This window comes from Flexistipes sp. (genome assembly GCF_036172515.1).
In the GTDB taxonomy this organism is placed as follows: Bacteria; Chrysiogenota; Deferribacteres; order Deferribacterales; family Flexistipitaceae; genus Flexistipes.
On sequence record NZ_JAXKVW010000009.1, the window covers coordinates 93,379 to 108,303 of the forward strand.

The window sequence follows — 14,925 nt, forward strand, 5'->3', positions numbered from 1 at the left end:
ACGCATAACGCATTACGCATCACGTTATCACGCATAAAGGCTTCTTTATAGCTTATAAGTTTATCTTCACATCATATTTGCTTCTGAGCTCTTTGAGTTTTGCATTTAACTTTTCTTTCATTTTTTGATTTTTCAGCACTTCTTTAATGCTGCTCTTCATTTCATCAAAAGTTTTTTGTCCGGCTTCCTGCTTATCCGTTACTTTAAGAATGTGATAGCCGAATTTCGTTTTAAATGGCTCGCTGATATTCCCTACTTTCGTATCAAAAGCCACTTTTTCAAATGAGGGAACAGTTCTGCCTTTCTGAATATATCCCAAGTTTCCGCCTTTCTTGGCACTGCCGTCTTCCGAATATTTTTTAGCCATTTCCTCAAAAGATTTGCCGTTTTTAATTTCTTTATAAATTTCGTTTATCTTTTTTTCAGGCTTTTCGTATTTTGCTTTTTCGCCTGTTCTCAAAATGATGTGTGAAACTTTGGCTTTTTCAGGCTGTTTAAACTTGTCTTTATTATTTTCATAATATTTTTTGGCTTCCTTGTCACTTATTTTTATGCCGGATTCAATGTTCTTAACATACGAATCCAGAAGGACATTTTTTCTAAGCTGTTCTTTCAGTTGAGCTGAATCCATTTGGTTCTTTTCCAGCGCATTTTCAAAGTCTTTATCATTTTTAAAGCGGGATTTAACGCGATTGTACTCTTCTTCAACTTTTTTCTCCAGATCCTCAGGTTTGTTTTTCAGAGAAGCCAGCATCAGCAATTCTCTGTTAACCAGATTTTCAACAATGGACTTTTTAACCTGCTGCATCTTGGGCGAATTCAAATCTATTTGAGAAGAATGCATTCCCTGCCTTGCCATAACACTTTCCAGTACATTGTTCACTTCGCTCATATAAATCTTTTTTCCTTCCACAACCGCCGCCACTTTCTCATCTTTCACATCTTTTGCAAAAGCAGTTAACGCAAAAGCAGCTATCAGCATAACTATTCCTGATAATTTAAAAAATTTCATACTCACCTTCTCCTTTATTAATTTTCAAACTATGATACACATATCGCTGATGAGTTCAATAGAGAAACAATTTTTTCATATTTCACATAATAAATATACCGTAATAACATTTTTTTATATTTTGCTGACATTTATTTGACATTTTTTTAACAATAATACCTTAAAAGCATTATAAGGCTACTATTGTGCATTGTGAATTGAACACTTAGCTGATATAATAATAAACATAAGAATTCAGAGGTGTTTTATGAGAAAGATAGATATGGAATACTTGGAACTTAAAAAGATGCTTGCAAAAATGAGTCAGCTTTCCACATCAATGATAGAGGACTCAATTTCATCCCTCGTTGAAAGAAACTCCGAGCTAGCTGAAGATATTATCAAAAGAGACGATGACGTGGATGCTTATGATACGGAAATTGACGAGTTCTGTCTTAAAGCTCTGGCTTTGTATGAGCCAAAAGCTGTCGACCTTCGCTTTATAACAACTGCTCTCAGAATAATTGTCGATTTGGAAAGGATAGGCGATCACTGTGTGGAAATTTCAAAAGAAGTAATTCGTCTTAATAAAATCCCACCTGTAAAGCCCTACATCGATCTTCCAAAAATGGCAGAATCTGCATCTTCAATGGTTAAGAATTCTGTAACAGCTTACTTTGAGAAGGATATCAAACTTGCCATTAACGTTATCAAAAAAGATGACTATATAGACGACCTTCACGGACAGATATTAAGGGAGTTGATAACATATATTGCCGAAGATATAAGAAAAACCAAGGGAGCCATCTCTTTGATGTTCATCACCAGAAGTCTCGAAAGAATTGCTGACCATGCAACAAACATTGCAGAAATGGTTTACTTCATGGTTACCGGAAAAATTATAAAACACACTATCTTTGACGATAAGGATATTGAGAAACTTTTAGAGGAGGAAAATGAGTAACATACTGCTCATAGAGGACGAACATTCTCTAAGAGAAATAATTACATTTAATCTTAAAAAAGCCGGTCATGAAGTTGTTGATACTGATAACGCCAATGACGCATTGATTATTATTGAAGATTTTATCCCTGAAATAATCCTGCTGGATATAATGCTGCCCGGCCTTAAAGGCGGACAGTTTCTCAATCTAATACGCTCCAATCCCAAATATCACGATATTCCCGTAATTATAATTTCCGCCAAAAGCAGTGAAGACGATATTGTGCGTCTGCTGGAAGCCGGGGCTGACGATTATCTGACAAAGCCGTTCAGTATAAAAGTACTGCTTGCAAAAATAAGGGTAATGTTGAAACGCTCACCGGCAATGACAGATAAAAAAGTTATTGAATATAATAATATTTTGGTCGACCAAAACAATTACAGGGTATACTGTAACAATTCCGAAATAACATTGACACATAAGGAATTTGAACTGTTAACACTTTTTCTTAAACATCCCCGAAGGGTTTTTACAAGAAACCAGCTGCTAAGCACGGTGTGGGGCTACGAATCGGATGTTTTTACAAGAACAGTGGACTCCCATATTTCTTCACTGAGAAAGAAACTGGGGGAAAAGGGAGATTTAATTAAATCTATTCCAAAAATTGGTTATAAGGTCGAATAGCAAATGAAAACATTTATCAGATTTTTTCTGCTTATAAGCATACCGATATTTATTGCAGTGATAGTGGGATTTACGATAATCCAAAAGAATGTTATCAGCGAAACAAAACAGCAGCTTGTCAAGGACACAAAACAAAAATGGCTTATCGTAAAAGATGATTTCGCCTCAGTTTCCGGGAAAAATTATTTAATCTACAGCAAATACGCGGAAATCAGCGATAAGACAAACCTTAGATTCACACTAATAGATAAAAACGGTAAAGTTATTCTAGAGTCAACGGTTGCATATGAAAAAATAGACCAGCTTGATAATCATGCTGACAGACCGGAAATAAAAGAAGCATTAAAGACAGGAAGCGGAACCGTAATTCGATACAGCAAAACGCTTAATGAAAAACTCTTTTATTACGCCGGGAAGCTCACTAACAGCAATGTTTTACGGATTGCCTACCCTCTCTCTTATATTAAAATGCTCGAAGAAAGCATTACGATGCAGATGACTGCCGTTTTTACTGTCCTGTTGGTAACGATTGTCATTATTGTGGCACTTCTAGCCCAAAAATTATCCCTTCCCATCCAGAGACTGAATTATATTGCAGAAAATGTTGAAAAAGGGAAAACAAACATTCACTTTCCGAAATTCAGAGATCCTCAAATGGCAAAAATCGCTGCTCTTATATATAAAATATTTCATGTAATGCTCAATAAACAAAACACACTCAAAGCGGAACAGGAAAAACTTGAACACATTTTCTCCATTATGGATGAAGGGATACTTCTGACAGACACCAACAATAGAGTAATACATATTAATGAAAGCTTTAAGACACTTTTTGACACAGATGTGAAAAAGGATGACAATCTGCTGGAATCTCTTAACGATGCCGAGTTAATAGACTTTTTCGATGAAATACTTCAAAATGATACGGTAAATAGGGCTCAGTTCCCTTTCCGGGAGCGTATTTTTGAAGTTTATGTTAATACGATGAATGACCAGAAGCTAACCGTATTACATGATGTGACCGACCGAATCAAATACCAGCTTTTTAAAGCGGAGCTTACCGGAAACATATCCCATGAGCTTAAAACCCCTATATCAATGATTATGAATTATGCGGAAACACTTATGCTAAATGATGATCTTGATGATCAAACCAGAAAAAAATTCCTCCAAACAATTTACTCTTCCACCAACAGGTTAAATGAACTGATCAACGACATCGTGGAGCTTCATAAGCTTGAATCCTTAGGTGAAAACTTTGAAATTTCAGAACCGGTGGATTTGTCCGAGCTTAAAGAAAACATGCAGATGCTTTATGCAAATGTTGAAAACAAAGATATATCTTTTCATTTTGATAGTACAAAGGTGAACTTCTTCAATGAGCACCTGCAAAGTGTCATCACCAATCTCGTTGACAATGCAATCAAATACAGTGACGGTAAAAGAATCGGGGTAACTGTTCATAAAAAGAACGGTCAGCTGCATATAACGGTTGACGACGAGGGACCGAAAATCGCTGAAGGAGATAAAAAGCGGATTTTTGAAAGATTTTACACCTGTTCTAAATCCAGAAACAAGGAAAAATCAGGAACAGGGCTCGGGCTCTCGATAGTCAAACATATTGTTGAACTGTATGAAGGTGTTATAAAGCTGAAAACAAACGAATGGGGCGGAAACTCATTTCATATAATAATACAGGAAAAAAGTACCGAAAGTAAAAACTAGAAGTTTGAATACTATGATTTCTATATTTCCGCATACGTAACTTATTGTTTTATGAAGTAGTGTAGCAATCTATTGGTGTATTGGTGGAGTGGTATATTTGTGAATTGGTTAATTTGTGTATTAGTATATTGGTGGAGTGGTTGGGACTTTGAATAACCATGAATAACAAAAAATAACTATTTACTTCAGTTGGCTATAATAACCTTAATACCCCCGCTTCACGCTTTACATCTCACGCCTTACGCTAAACTTGCCAAAATAGTCATCAAGTATCTTCCTATGATCAAAAGCTATATCTTCAGGGATATTATTTTTAGCAAAAAACGAGGCTTCTTTAGCGTCATCAGCAGCTTCAGCTATAGCATTTGCCTTCACATAATATACGACGCTGGCTGTATGACCGCGGGGATCCCTTGAAGGATCGGAATAAACCCCAAGCAAATTAATATTGTTTACCGAAACTGATATGCCCGTCTCCTCAGCAAGCTCTCTCACAGCAGCATCTTCCGCTTTTTCACCGTAATCCACAAATCCGCCCGGCAAAGCCCATCCGTGCGGAGGATTTTTCCTTTTTATAAGCAATATTTCACCCGCTTCATTTTCAACTATCATATCCACTGTCAGTTTAGGTGTATAAATAAACTTTTTTCCGTATTTGAATTTCAAAGATTTGTAAATTGTTTCACAATATGGAGCATTTTGTCCGTGCTCGTTCAATGTTGTAGTTACAGGGAGAATTATTCCGTCTATTTCGGGGTTTTTTCCCTTTTCTATATCCTGCAGCATACTGGTTTTAAAATTTTCCAGCCCTTTTATTCTATCCGGTATACTAACGGCATATGATTCAGGTACGTCAACACCCCTGTAACGGGCAGCCCTTACGCCCTCTTCAACAATTTTATGCATTAAGTCATTGATCTCTTCATCGTGTGAAAGTTTGCCGCAGGTGCTTTCCAGAAGTGCAGAAAGGGGGTTAAATGCCAGATTCCATAAAAGTTTTTTCCACTGTGCCTGAAGTATGTCCTCTTCCACTTTATACTCAAGCTCTGTTTCGGACAATATCCTCTCAAAAGCATCAACATAAGATTTATCCGTTTTATCCGCCGCCCCGAAACCGAGAATACCCTCTGCAGAATGTTTGACAACACCCGGAGCAGTGACACTTAAACCAACATAAATCCTTGATGGAATAATTTTTTCAACAGGCAAAAACTGCGAGATTGTTTTTGTATTATCAACACCGTTCTGCAGAGAAACAACAAAACCGTTTTTATTCAGATGATTGCCGATATTTTCACACGCAGCAGCTGTATCTTCGGATTTAGTGGAAACTATAATGACATCGTAAACACCCTTAAGCTTACTGTCAGCTTTGACCTGCAGATCAAGATTCCCGTATCTATAGCTTTCAATTCTAAGACCTTTTGACTGCAGAGCTTCCAGATGTTTCCCGCGTGCAATAAGCGTAACATCGAAACCGCTTTTTGCAAGCATACCGCCGTAAAAACTTCCGACAGCACCGGCTCCCAGTACAGCTATCTTTTTATCTGAACGAGATTCTGCCATTGTTAACTATCACTTTGATTTTTTTTCTCTTTGCATACTTTCCTTCAAGAAGTACTTCACTCAATTTGTCTTCGATATGTTTCTGAATAAGCCTTTTTATAGGACGTGCACCAAAATGATAATCGTATTCATTGGAAAGAATATAATCTTTAACATCGTCATTTATTACGATCTGTTTTCCTAATTTAGCAATTCGCGCATTAACTTCCTCAACCTGCTGATCAATAATCTCGTAAAGAACGTCTTTTGAGAGCGGTTTAAAAACAACAAGCCCGTCCAGTCTGTTTATAAATTCAGGCGGGAATCTTTCCTTGAGCTCTCTGAGTGAATTATTCCTGAATGTTTTATAGTCAATATCCTGCGAAGCATTGTTGGTAAATCCAAGGCTTTTGTCCGTAAGCGTGGACTTGGTTCCGAGATTCGATGTCATTATAATAATCGTATTTTTAAAATTTACCATATGACCGAGATTATCGTTGATAAAACCGTCATCCAGTATTTGTAAAAGAATATTCAATACATCAGGGTGTGCTTTTTCAATTTCGTCAAACAGCACAACAGAGTAAGGTTTACGTCTCACCGCTTCCGTAAGTTTACCCCCCTCATTGTAGCCGATATACCCCGGAGGGGCACCGATTAGTCTGGAAACATTGAATTTTTCCATAAACTCACTCATATCTATTCTGATCATTGCGTTGGAACTGCCGAAAAGTGATTCAGCTATCCGTTTTGCCAATTCCGTTTTGCCGACGCCGGTGGGACCTAAAAAAATAAAGGAACCGATCGGCTGCTCCGGATTATTTATTCCGGCAAAACTTCTTTTTATCGACCTGGAAACGGTATCCACCGCCTCATCCTGGCCTATCAGATAATTTTTCAGTTCCTTGTCGATGTTTGTAGCTTTGCGTGTATCCTCTTCTGTCAGTTTCTGGACAGGAATTCCAGTCATCATTGAGACCACTTCAGCCACATTATCAACAGTAAGGCTTGGCCAGTTGTCATCCACCGTCTGTTCCCATTCCTCAACTTTCATCTGATAAAGCTCTCCGTAACGTTCGATCTCGGATGAATACCTTTCTATCTGGTTGAAATTGTCAGTATCAATATATTTTTTCCTCTTTTGCTTTAATGAATCAATCTGACTTTTCAGCTCCTGCAAATCATCCGGCATTAAGCTGTGCCCGAGTTTTACTCTTGAAGCCGTTTCGTCTATCACATCAATACTTTTATCCGGCTGAAATTTATCTGTCACATATCTGTCAGTCAGATAAACCGTTTCCTTTAGGACATCGTCCGGTATAAAAACCTTATGAAAATCTTCGTATTGGCGTTTCAAACCTTTCAGGATTTCAAAAGTTTCTCCGCTGTCGGGCGGATCCACAATAATCGATTGGAAACGGCGCTCAAGAGCACCGTCTTTTTCCATATGTTTTCTGTATTCACTAAGTGTTGTTGCCCCTATGCATTGGAGCGTGCCCCTTGCCAATGCCGGCTTAAGCATATTGGATGCATCAACAGAACCTTCTGCTGCACCCGCTCCGACTATTGTGTGAATCTCATCTATAAAAACAACTATATTTTCAGCACTCTCAATCTCTTTTAGAATATTTTTCATCCGTTCTTCAAACTGTCCGCGGTATTTTGTGCCGGCAACCAATGTCCCCACATCCAGTGAAATGAGCCTTTTATCTTTTAAAATCTCAGGGATAGACTCAGAAACCATACGCTGGGCCAGACCTTCAACGATTGCGGTTTTCCCAACTCCCGGTTCACCAAGTAAAACGGCATTGTTTTTTATCCTTCTGCAGAGAATTTGAATCAGCCTGTCAATTTCCTTATTTCTTCCTATTACGGGATCAAGTTGATACTGAGAAGCCAGTATCGTCAAATCCTTGCCGAATTCATCAAGTGTTGGTGTGGCAACCTTCGTAGATGTATTTTCCTCTTTGGATAAATACCTTACCTCATCCCTCATGGAAATCAAATCAAAACCCAGCTTTTTCAACACTACAGAAGCTTTGCCTTTTTTCAATTTTAAAATACCCAGCAGAATATGCTCAGGATTTATATTTTTATGTTTGAGGATTCTGGCTTCCTCAATGGAATATTCCAAAACCTTTTTGGCGTTAGGGCTGAACGGAAGGCTACCCTTTATCATAAGGTTTTTACCTTCTTCGGTCATATTTTTAATATCTGAAATAAGAAGCATCACATTGATGCCCCTTCTGTTAAAAATTTCAGCGGACACACCGGTACTTTCCTTAAGAATCCCGATAAGAAGATGTTCGGTATCTATATAAGGCTGGAGAAGCTTTTCAGCTTCCTCTCTTGAATACAAAATTACACGTCTTGCCTTATCTGTAAAAAGTTCAAACATTTTATATACCTTTTATTTTGTTCATTTATGATTATAATAAACTATAATATAGCGATGTCAAGTACAGTAAAAATCAATCTTCATCTTACTTACAGGCTCAAATCGATGCTTAATTTGTTATTGAATTTTGCACTGGATGTGGTACTTAATCGTACCGCTTCATAAATAAAAGAAGCATAATGCGGGGTGTTAAAATGACGGATAAAGAAAAAAAATACTTTGCTTTAACATTTGTAAGCAAAGACAGATACGGCATAGTGGCAGATGTTTCCAAAGTACTGTATGATAACGGGTTTAACCTTGAGGACTCCAGCTCAACACTGCTCAGAGGCTTCTTTTCAATGATTCTCATTGTAGCCACAAGGCAGGATTATACCGAGGAAGAGATAAAGGGCATGTTCGACAAACTGAAGGATATTTCAATCAGCGTGCGGAAAATGAACGGCTCTGATGCCACAATTGCAGAAGGATTATCTTATGTAGTTTCCGTTTACGGATCCGACAAGCCCGGGATTGTATACAAGGTAACAGATTATTTGAGAAGTAAAAATATTAATGTAATAGATTTACAGACAAAGGTTGCGGGCAAAGAAAATAAGCCTATCTATATAATGGTACTTGAGATTCTTGTTCCTGAAAATTATCAGGAAGAGGAATGGACTATGCCTTTAAAAGCGTTGTCGGATCAGATGGGCACGGATATTCACATAAGACAAATTGAGACATACGAGTTTTAACGATGGCTGTAAAAGAGATTTTGGTCTATCCCGATGAAAGGTTAAAAGAATTCAGTGAAAAAGTCACCGAACTGACCGATGAAATCAGAAATGTAATAAAAGATCTCACGGACACTATGGATGCCACATCTCATTCCGTAGGTATTGCAGCCCCTCAGATAGGTGCGCTCCACCGTATAATTGCAATTGATGCATCAAAAAATAAAAAATGCAGCTACAATCACGGAAAACTTGTTTTAATAAATCCGGAAGTGGTCAAATGGGAAGGGATAATGCAGTTCAGAGAAGGGTGCATGAGCGTTCCGGACTATACGGGCAATGTCAACCGTGCACGAAAAGTTATGGTGCAGTATCAGGATGAAAATTTCGAAGACAGGGTTATCGAAACCGAAGACTTCGAAGCTGTACTGCTGCAGCATGAGATTGACCATTTGGACGGAATACTTTTTGTGGACAGAATTATTTCCAAACGTACCGATCTTTTCAGAAGGAAAAAGTACAGATGAAAAAAATAATCGTTACGAAAAAACTCCCCTTCGACATAGAGGACTCTTTCAAAAACTATGACCTAATCTACAACAAATCCTCTGAGCCTCTAAGCGAAGATGAATTGCAAAGGGAATTATACGATGCTGATGCAGTTATTTCCATGCTTTCGGACAAAATCGATGCCAGGGTGCTTGAAAATGCAGGAAATCTAAAAGTTGTGGCGAACTACGCCGTTGGTTTTAACAATATTGACACAGATTACTGTTCGGAGAAAAATATCGTAGTATGCAATACTCCCCATGTTTTAACAGAAGCCACTGCCGAGTTGGGGTTTGCCCTTATGATTTCCGCCGCACGAAGAATTGTTGAAGCTGACAAATTTGTCCGGCAGGGCAAATTTAAAGGATGGGAGCCGACACTTTTTTTGGGACACGGTTTACAAAACAAAACACTTGGCATATACGGATTCGGCAAAATCGGCCAGACTTTGGGGAATTTTGCGCGAAATTTCAAAATGAATATAATATACAACTCAAGAAGCAGAAAAAGACATGAAGAGAATCTGATTGATGCTCAATATGTGACTTTTGAACATCTGCTGGAAAAATCCGATTTCCTCGTTGTGACTGCTCCTCTGAATACATCCACAAAACACCGGTTTACAAAAAACGAATTCGAAAAAATGAAAAGCTCATCCGTCTTTATCAATCTTGGAAGAGGTGAAATTGTAAGAGAATCAGACCTTGCCGAAGCACTGGAAAACGGCGAAATCACATACGCAGGTCTTGATGTGTATGAATTCGAACCCTCGGTAAACAAAAAACTTCTCAGTATGGACAATGTTATTTTACTGCCTCACATAGGTAGCGCAACAGTAACTGCACGTAAGGAAATGGCTAAACTGTGCGTACAATCCGTAAAAGAAGTTTTGGAAAAAAATAATGTGCCCTGGAATGCTGTTAATAAAAATTTTATTGTTGACAAATAAATTATTTTCGGTATATTTAGCACTCGCTGACGCGGGGTAGAGCAGTCTGGTAGCTCGTCGGGCTCATAACCCGAAGGTCGCTGGTTCGATTCCGGCCCCCGCAACCAAGCCTATAATCCGGCTGCAAGGCCGGTTTTTTAATATAGCAGAATACGGCGGCATAGCTCAGTTGGTTAGAGCATACGGCTCATATCCGTAGCGTCCGGGGTTCAATTCCCTGTGCCGCCACTCTTTTTTCTCTTAAAATTCTCAAAATTTTTGATTTCAAAAAAGTGGCGGCTTAGTGAGTTTTTCATATTTAAAAAAAGAATGTTATAGGTTTAATAATTGTTTTTTCAAAATCGAGACTTTAAACGTTCGTTACATCAACTTCCTCAACCTTTACCTCTCCACTTCCCTTCCTCACTATCTCACTACTTCCCTATCTGCCATATCTCTTAAATTGAGAGATCAAAAAAAAATTCTTTAGCAACCTCCCAAAATTTTTGTACTTATGCTATTTGACAATACTTTATCTTAATATCGGGGTTTTCGCTCATAAAGATATCCCAATATTAAACACAGTTGTATATTTATTCGTTATGTCGTTTTATATGGCAGAGATTTCTCACTTTGTTCGAAATGACAACAATTTATGTCATCCCGAGCGAAGCCGAGGGATCTCTATCTATGTACTAACAATATCTGCGTATTGTCATAGCTCTAAAAAATGGGAGGGTGCCAAAAAAATTCTCTGTTAACTTAATAATAAACTTGTGATATTATTTGTTATGCCTGTTGATGAGAAGGAACTGTACAATCATTTTTTGAAACTTTTAAATCTGGAAAACTCAAAGACAATATCCAGCCCTTCCGAAGTGAGATTTCAACACCTGCTGCCTGAAGCGGAAAAAATAATTATGGAAAACAGGGAGGAGGCATTTCTTGAAAATATAGACTGCAAAAAAGGCTGTGGGTACTGCTGTATACTCAACATACCTGTTTTGCCTCCTGAATCGGATAATATTTACCATTTCATAAAATCCAACTTCAGCGATCAGCAGTTAAATATTATTAAGCAAAAGATAGACAGCTACGGATTTCAGATAAAAAATCTCGATGATGAAGAGAGAATTGTTTGCAGGAAACCCTGTATCTTCCTGTCTGACGAAGAAAGCTGCAGTATTTATCCTGTAAGACCGATATTATGCCGCTCAGTCACTTCCACCAGCGCTTCAAAATGTAAACAGGCTTTGGAAAGTGTGGCCATGGGAGATGAAAACACCGTACTAATGAACAGTTTCATTAAAGATTTATACAAAAATCTTTTTCTTGCTGTTTCAGATTTTCTTTCTTCCAGAAACCTTCCGGGCAAAAGTGTCGAAATCACTCAGGCTGTCAAGAAATCACTGAATTCAGAACAAATCTGATACCTATTTGTGAGAGCTTTAAAAAATATCTCTTTTTACGCTTTTGGAAGTGGCGCTTTAGCGACGCCATGCCTACAATAATGTTTTTTCAAAACAATTTTGGCACGTATACCCATTTTCGCACAAGCTGAAGCCGCGCTTCCTTACTTATGGAAGTCTCTTTACTGAATTTTTTGATAAGCTTCCGTAATTAGTTTCAGTAAAGGCTCATAGGTGTATTTCGTAAGTGTTATCCCCTTTTTGGTGGGTTTCCAGTCGTCACTCTCTTTGTCGAGATAGTAAATTCGTACATCAACAAAGTTCTTGCCCTTGTACTCCTTTGCCTCAACCACAAACTTTTCCGTATTATTTTTCTGAACTTCACCAATTACAGACATCACTCCTCCTTATTAATCACAAGTATTTTTCATTATCGGCATAAAAACACTCACTTATCTTAAAACGTTTGTCATTATTGGTAATGATATATTTATCACCGCTGGACTTGTTCATTTCAATTATATATTCGCCCAGTTCAAATCGGTATAAATTTTTAGTATCGGAATCAATACATATTATAGCAGACTTATTTTGAGGACGGATAATCTTGAGATCATCCTCTTTGTCAAATGGAGCAGTAAAGAAACCCACAACGGCAGTGATAACCATAACAATAGCTCCCCAAAAAAGACTGAAAGCCAGAAAAAGAAAAAACAATATTAAAATAACGATAAAAATCAGAAATATAAGAATCTCATTCATTTTCAGTCCTCAAAGGTTCAACGTATTTCAATCTTTTGCCGCAAATCCGGCAGCTGTAAAAAAATTTTCCTCGGCTTCTTTCACTTCTGTTATGCCTTATGGCACTAAGATGATGCTTGCTGCATCCGCAGACATATAAAAAATATTTCATATTTCTAACATAAGTTTTTTTAATATCAAAGTCGTGGGTTCTCTTTGGTGCTAAACCGAAAACGCTCATAACCTTTTTCCAGGTGGAACCATGCGGCTTATTTCTGATGCCACATTTATTGTCAATTTCATAGGATAAAATATGTGCATATTCATGGGGTAAAACTTCATTAACCATTTTCTCCGGGTAATGATAAAGAAAATCTCTGTTCAACCGGATAACTTTATTTTGAGCATCCGCTTTACCCGCAGACTGACCTCTTAAATCCACAATTACCTTACAATCCGGATGAAAGCCAAAAAATTCGTCACTTATGTTTTCTAACTGATACAGCTTTTTTCGTATATCCATATCCGATACCAAAAATTAATTCTAAAAGCGAAAATTTAACACCGAAAATTAAAAAACACAATCCAATTCTGGAAAAGCTCCATTTGACTAAATAGATAGAAACTTGACAACGAAATGTAATAAATATAGGTTATCGCATCACAAAATGGAGAGGTGGCAGAGTCCGGCCGAATGCACCGCACTCGAAATGCGGCGCCCGACTTGCTCGGGCCGGGGGTTCGAATCCCTCCCTCTCCGTTTTCTTTCTTCTGTATTACCAACAACTTAGTTTTTCGGCAAAATCCATTGTTCTAAAATTGTTCTAAACGGTTTTTTATGCGTATATAAATTTGTCCAGTTCGTTCTTCTCTCCGTTAATCTGTTTGATTATCCTGCCGTATGTCTTGAATATCATCTGATGGCTGGAGTGACCAAGCTGTCTTGCCACTAGCACCAGCCAAAGGACTGGTAAATATATTGTATACACAAATTGATTGACTTCGTCAAATTTAGCTATTTACATAGCTGCCAATCGGTCATTGACCGATGCTAGTGGAACACATTATAATTTGATGTCCGCTGTGTTTAATAAAAGTGTTTGTCCGACATTATAAAAATTATTTATCTGAAATCACAGCTGCAAAAAAGGTGTTAAATCTACTAAATCTTATGGTTTCTCAAAGAGATTGTATAAAAAATGTGCACAATATTGGAAAGCCTACTTAGTGAAAAATAATGATGCTTTATTTTTTTAAATTTTCAATTTTAAGCAGTTTGTTTATTCATTTCTTCATATGAAAATTCCCAAAGAGCAGCATTTGATTTAGCATGCTCTATTGTCATGTTAACTATATTCCCTTCAGCATCAACATCAATGTATATATTTTCGCTAATTTCCCTTGTTTCAAAAACTTCACGGTCAGCAAATTCTATGAGAGCAGTATCCGTATCATTAAAATATTTTACTTTCATTTCTCATTCTCCTTATAGTTCCTGTCAAAAAAAGCATTATGTACTGTTTCACCATCTTCCAAAATGATAACTCTCAAATATTTATTCACCTCAGGTATTTTTGCCCATTTGCGGATTCTACCGTCAGATTGGATTTCAGATTTCTCCGGATTGGTAATAACATGTTCTATCCACTCAATCTTGATCTTTGATCTATCGGTTCTTTCCCTTGTATAATTAAAATATTTTGTAGTTTTCATTTGTCAAATTCTATTTTAATTTTGTTTTTTTTGCAATATTCATCTCAACTGGGGCAGAGTGATCTAATCATCAAACAGCTACAATAGAGCTTTGAATAATTGAGCCAACATAATTACCCCATCCTGCCCGAGCACTTAAATCTATAAGTGTTCGGAAATGGTCTCTCCCCCTGACTTAGGGGAAGATGCAGAGGGGGTACTTTTGACAACCGATATCCGAGATTTTTCCTCATCAGCTATCACCACTTCGGTAACCAACACTCTTGTCACCTCGACCGAAGCGGAGAGGTCTCTCTTGCAAAATAACTTAGCTTTCTTACTCCATCCTAACAGATATCTCCCCCTGGTTTAGGGGGAGATGCAAGAGGGGGTACTTATTGTCAAACAACAATAGAGATCTCTCCGCTCCACTCCGTTCCGGTCGAGATGACAGATTTTTGTCATCCCGAGCGAAGCCGAGCGATCTCCTGCCAATCAAACATAAAACAACTCAAATACTATTCAGCCGCCGGATGGAATATAAATTGTGCGGCAGATCAATGGGAATTTTGTGCGCTCTCCGTTCCTTTTTCGTTATTTTAT

Annotated in this window: 16 protein-coding genes and 3 tRNA genes; 11 read left to right on the plus strand and 8 right to left on the minus strand. The window is 37.7% G+C overall.

Annotated features, from left to right (window positions below):
* Positions 1–52: 52 nt before the first annotated feature.
* On the minus strand, positions 53–1,012 hold the full coding sequence (locus UMU13_RS07640) for a peptidylprolyl isomerase (protein WP_328218235.1): 960 nt from the start codon (positions 1,010–1,012) through the stop codon (positions 53–55).
* A gap of 247 nt (positions 1,013–1,259) precedes the next feature.
* On the opposite strand from UMU13_RS07640, the gene phoU reads away from it, so the two are divergent.
* The 3 genes from phoU to UMU13_RS07655 are packed head-to-tail and all read left to right on the plus strand — an operon-like array spanning position 1,260 to position 4,344.
* Complete coding sequence (gene phoU, locus UMU13_RS07645) at positions 1,260–1,955, plus strand: phosphate signaling complex protein PhoU (protein ID WP_013886955.1); 696 nt, start codon at positions 1,260–1,262, stop codon at positions 1,953–1,955.
* Positions 1,948–2,619 carry a response regulator gene (locus tag UMU13_RS07650; protein WP_328218236.1) on the plus strand — a complete coding sequence of 224 codons (672 nt, stop codon included), beginning with the start codon at positions 1,948–1,950 and terminating at the stop codon, positions 2,617–2,619. The genes phoU and UMU13_RS07650 overlap by 8 nt, the downstream gene beginning before the upstream one ends.
* A gap of 3 nt (positions 2,620–2,622) precedes the next feature.
* On the plus strand, positions 2,623–4,344 hold the full coding sequence (locus tag UMU13_RS07655) for a sensor histidine kinase (protein WP_328218238.1): 1,722 nt from the start codon (positions 2,623–2,625) through the stop codon (positions 4,342–4,344).
* A gap of 225 nt (positions 4,345–4,569) precedes the next feature.
* On the opposite strand, the gene UMU13_RS07660 is transcribed toward UMU13_RS07655, so the two are convergent.
* Together UMU13_RS07660 and UMU13_RS07665 are read right to left on the minus strand one after the other, a co-directional pair.
* On the minus strand, positions 4,570–5,910 hold the full coding sequence (locus tag UMU13_RS07660) for a 2-dehydropantoate 2-reductase (RefSeq protein WP_328218240.1): 1,341 nt from the start codon (positions 5,908–5,910) through the stop codon (positions 4,570–4,572).
* A complete protein-coding gene (locus tag UMU13_RS07665; protein WP_328218241.1) occupies positions 5,888–8,287 on the minus strand; it encodes an ATP-dependent Clp protease ATP-binding subunit in 2,400 nt (799 codons plus the stop codon). The genes UMU13_RS07660 and UMU13_RS07665 overlap by 23 nt, the downstream gene beginning before the upstream one ends.
* A gap of 27 nt (positions 8,288–8,314) precedes the next feature.
* On the opposite strand from UMU13_RS07665, the gene UMU13_RS07670 reads away from it, so the two are divergent.
* The 7 genes from UMU13_RS07670 (at position 8,315) to UMU13_RS07700 (ending at position 11,910) form a co-directional block, all read left to right on the plus strand.
* Positions 8,315–8,452, plus strand: coding sequence for a hypothetical protein (locus UMU13_RS07670; protein ID WP_328218242.1), 138 nt, complete (start codon positions 8,315–8,317; stop codon positions 8,450–8,452).
* Between the two features lie 29 nt (positions 8,453–8,481).
* Complete coding sequence (locus UMU13_RS07675) at positions 8,482–9,024, plus strand: glycine cleavage system protein R (protein WP_328218243.1); 543 nt, start codon at positions 8,482–8,484, stop codon at positions 9,022–9,024.
* A 2-nt stretch (positions 9,025–9,026) separates the two neighbouring features.
* Positions 9,027–9,530 carry a peptide deformylase gene (def, locus tag UMU13_RS07680; protein ID WP_328218244.1) on the plus strand — a complete coding sequence of 168 codons (504 nt, stop codon included), beginning with the start codon at positions 9,027–9,029 and terminating at the stop codon, positions 9,528–9,530.
* Positions 9,527–10,501, plus strand: coding sequence for a 2-hydroxyacid dehydrogenase (locus UMU13_RS07685; protein WP_328218245.1), 975 nt, complete (start codon positions 9,527–9,529; stop codon positions 10,499–10,501). The genes def and UMU13_RS07685 overlap by 4 nt, the downstream gene beginning before the upstream one ends.
* A 30-nt stretch (positions 10,502–10,531) precedes the next feature.
* Positions 10,532–10,608 (plus strand) — tRNA-Met (locus UMU13_RS07690).
* Positions 10,609–10,655: 47 nt separating this feature from the next.
* Positions 10,656–10,729 (plus strand) — tRNA-Met (locus UMU13_RS07695).
* A gap of 527 nt (positions 10,730–11,256) precedes the next feature.
* Positions 11,257–11,910, plus strand: coding sequence for a YkgJ family cysteine cluster protein (locus UMU13_RS07700; protein ID WP_328218246.1), 654 nt, complete (start codon positions 11,257–11,259; stop codon positions 11,908–11,910).
* Positions 11,911–12,071: 161 nt separating this feature from the next.
* Here UMU13_RS07700 and UMU13_RS07705 read toward each other — a convergent pair whose 3' ends face one another.
* Genes UMU13_RS07705 through UMU13_RS07715 form a run of 3 tightly spaced genes read right to left on the minus strand, consistent with a single transcriptional unit; the run spans position 12,072 to position 13,153 of the window.
* Positions 12,072–12,287 (minus strand): transcriptional coactivator p15/PC4 family protein, encoded by a 216-nt coding sequence (locus UMU13_RS07705; RefSeq protein ID WP_303701687.1) that lies wholly within the window; start codon positions 12,285–12,287, stop codon positions 12,072–12,074.
* A gap of 16 nt (positions 12,288–12,303) precedes the next feature.
* A complete protein-coding gene (locus UMU13_RS07710; protein WP_013886967.1) occupies positions 12,304–12,651 on the minus strand; it encodes a hypothetical protein in 348 nt (115 codons plus the stop codon).
* Positions 12,644–13,153, minus strand: coding sequence for a SprT family zinc-dependent metalloprotease (locus tag UMU13_RS07715; protein ID WP_328218247.1), 510 nt, complete (start codon positions 13,151–13,153; stop codon positions 12,644–12,646). The genes UMU13_RS07710 and UMU13_RS07715 overlap by 8 nt, the downstream gene beginning before the upstream one ends.
* Before the next feature lie 147 nt (positions 13,154–13,300).
* On the opposite strand from UMU13_RS07715, the gene UMU13_RS07720 reads away from it, so the two are divergent.
* Positions 13,301–13,390, plus strand: a tRNA-Ser gene (locus UMU13_RS07720).
* 507 nt (positions 13,391–13,897) lie between these two features.
* Here UMU13_RS07720 and UMU13_RS07725 read toward each other — a convergent pair.
* Entirely contained in the window at positions 13,898–14,104 is a 207-nt protein-coding gene (locus UMU13_RS07725) for a DUF2283 domain-containing protein (protein WP_328218248.1), read from the minus strand.
* Positions 14,101–14,343: a hypothetical protein gene (locus UMU13_RS07730; protein WP_013886970.1), complete on the minus strand. Its 243-nt coding sequence runs from the start codon at positions 14,341–14,343 to the stop codon at positions 14,101–14,103. Before UMU13_RS07730 ends, UMU13_RS07725 begins: the two co-directional genes overlap by 4 nt.
* Between the last annotated feature and the right edge of the window lie 582 nt (positions 14,344–14,925).

Excerpts from the sequence above, each read along its gene's own strand:
- UMU13_RS07640 (WP_328218235.1), bottom strand. The coding sequence starts at position 1,012 with ATGAAATTTTTTAAATTATCAGGAATAGTTATGCTGATAGCTGCTTTT.
- phoU (WP_013886955.1), top strand. The coding sequence starts at position 1,260 with ATGAGAAAGATAGATATGGAATACTTGGAACTTAAAAAGATGCTTGCA.
- UMU13_RS07650 (WP_328218236.1), top strand. The coding sequence starts at position 1,948 with ATGAGTAACATACTGCTCATAGAGGACGAACATTCTCTAAGAGAAATA.
- UMU13_RS07655 (WP_328218238.1), top strand. The coding sequence starts at position 2,623 with ATGAAAACATTTATCAGATTTTTTCTGCTTATAAGCATACCGATATTT.
- UMU13_RS07660 (WP_328218240.1), bottom strand. The coding sequence starts at position 5,910 with ATGGCAGAATCTCGTTCAGATAAAAAGATAGCTGTACTGGGAGCCGGT.
- UMU13_RS07665 (WP_328218241.1), bottom strand. The coding sequence starts at position 8,287 with ATGTTTGAACTTTTTACAGATAAGGCAAGACGTGTAATTTTGTATTCA.
- UMU13_RS07670 (WP_328218242.1), top strand. The coding sequence starts at position 8,315 with ATGATTATAATAAACTATAATATAGCGATGTCAAGTACAGTAAAAATC.
- UMU13_RS07675 (WP_328218243.1), top strand. The coding sequence starts at position 8,482 with ATGACGGATAAAGAAAAAAAATACTTTGCTTTAACATTTGTAAGCAAA.
- def (WP_328218244.1), top strand. The coding sequence starts at position 9,027 with ATGGCTGTAAAAGAGATTTTGGTCTATCCCGATGAAAGGTTAAAAGAA.
- UMU13_RS07685 (WP_328218245.1), top strand. The coding sequence starts at position 9,527 with ATGAAAAAAATAATCGTTACGAAAAAACTCCCCTTCGACATAGAGGAC.
- UMU13_RS07705 (WP_303701687.1), bottom strand. The coding sequence starts at position 12,287 with ATGTCTGTAATTGGTGAAGTTCAGAAAAATAATACGGAAAAGTTTGTG.
- UMU13_RS07710 (WP_013886967.1), bottom strand. The coding sequence starts at position 12,651 with ATGAATGAGATTCTTATATTTCTGATTTTTATCGTTATTTTAATATTG.
- UMU13_RS07715 (WP_328218247.1), bottom strand. The coding sequence starts at position 13,153 with ATGGATATACGAAAAAAGCTGTATCAGTTAGAAAACATAAGTGACGAA.
- UMU13_RS07725 (WP_328218248.1), bottom strand. The coding sequence starts at position 14,104 with ATGAAAGTAAAATATTTTAATGATACGGATACTGCTCTCATAGAATTT.
- UMU13_RS07730 (WP_013886970.1), bottom strand. The coding sequence starts at position 14,343 with ATGAAAACTACAAAATATTTTAATTATACAAGGGAAAGAACCGATAGA.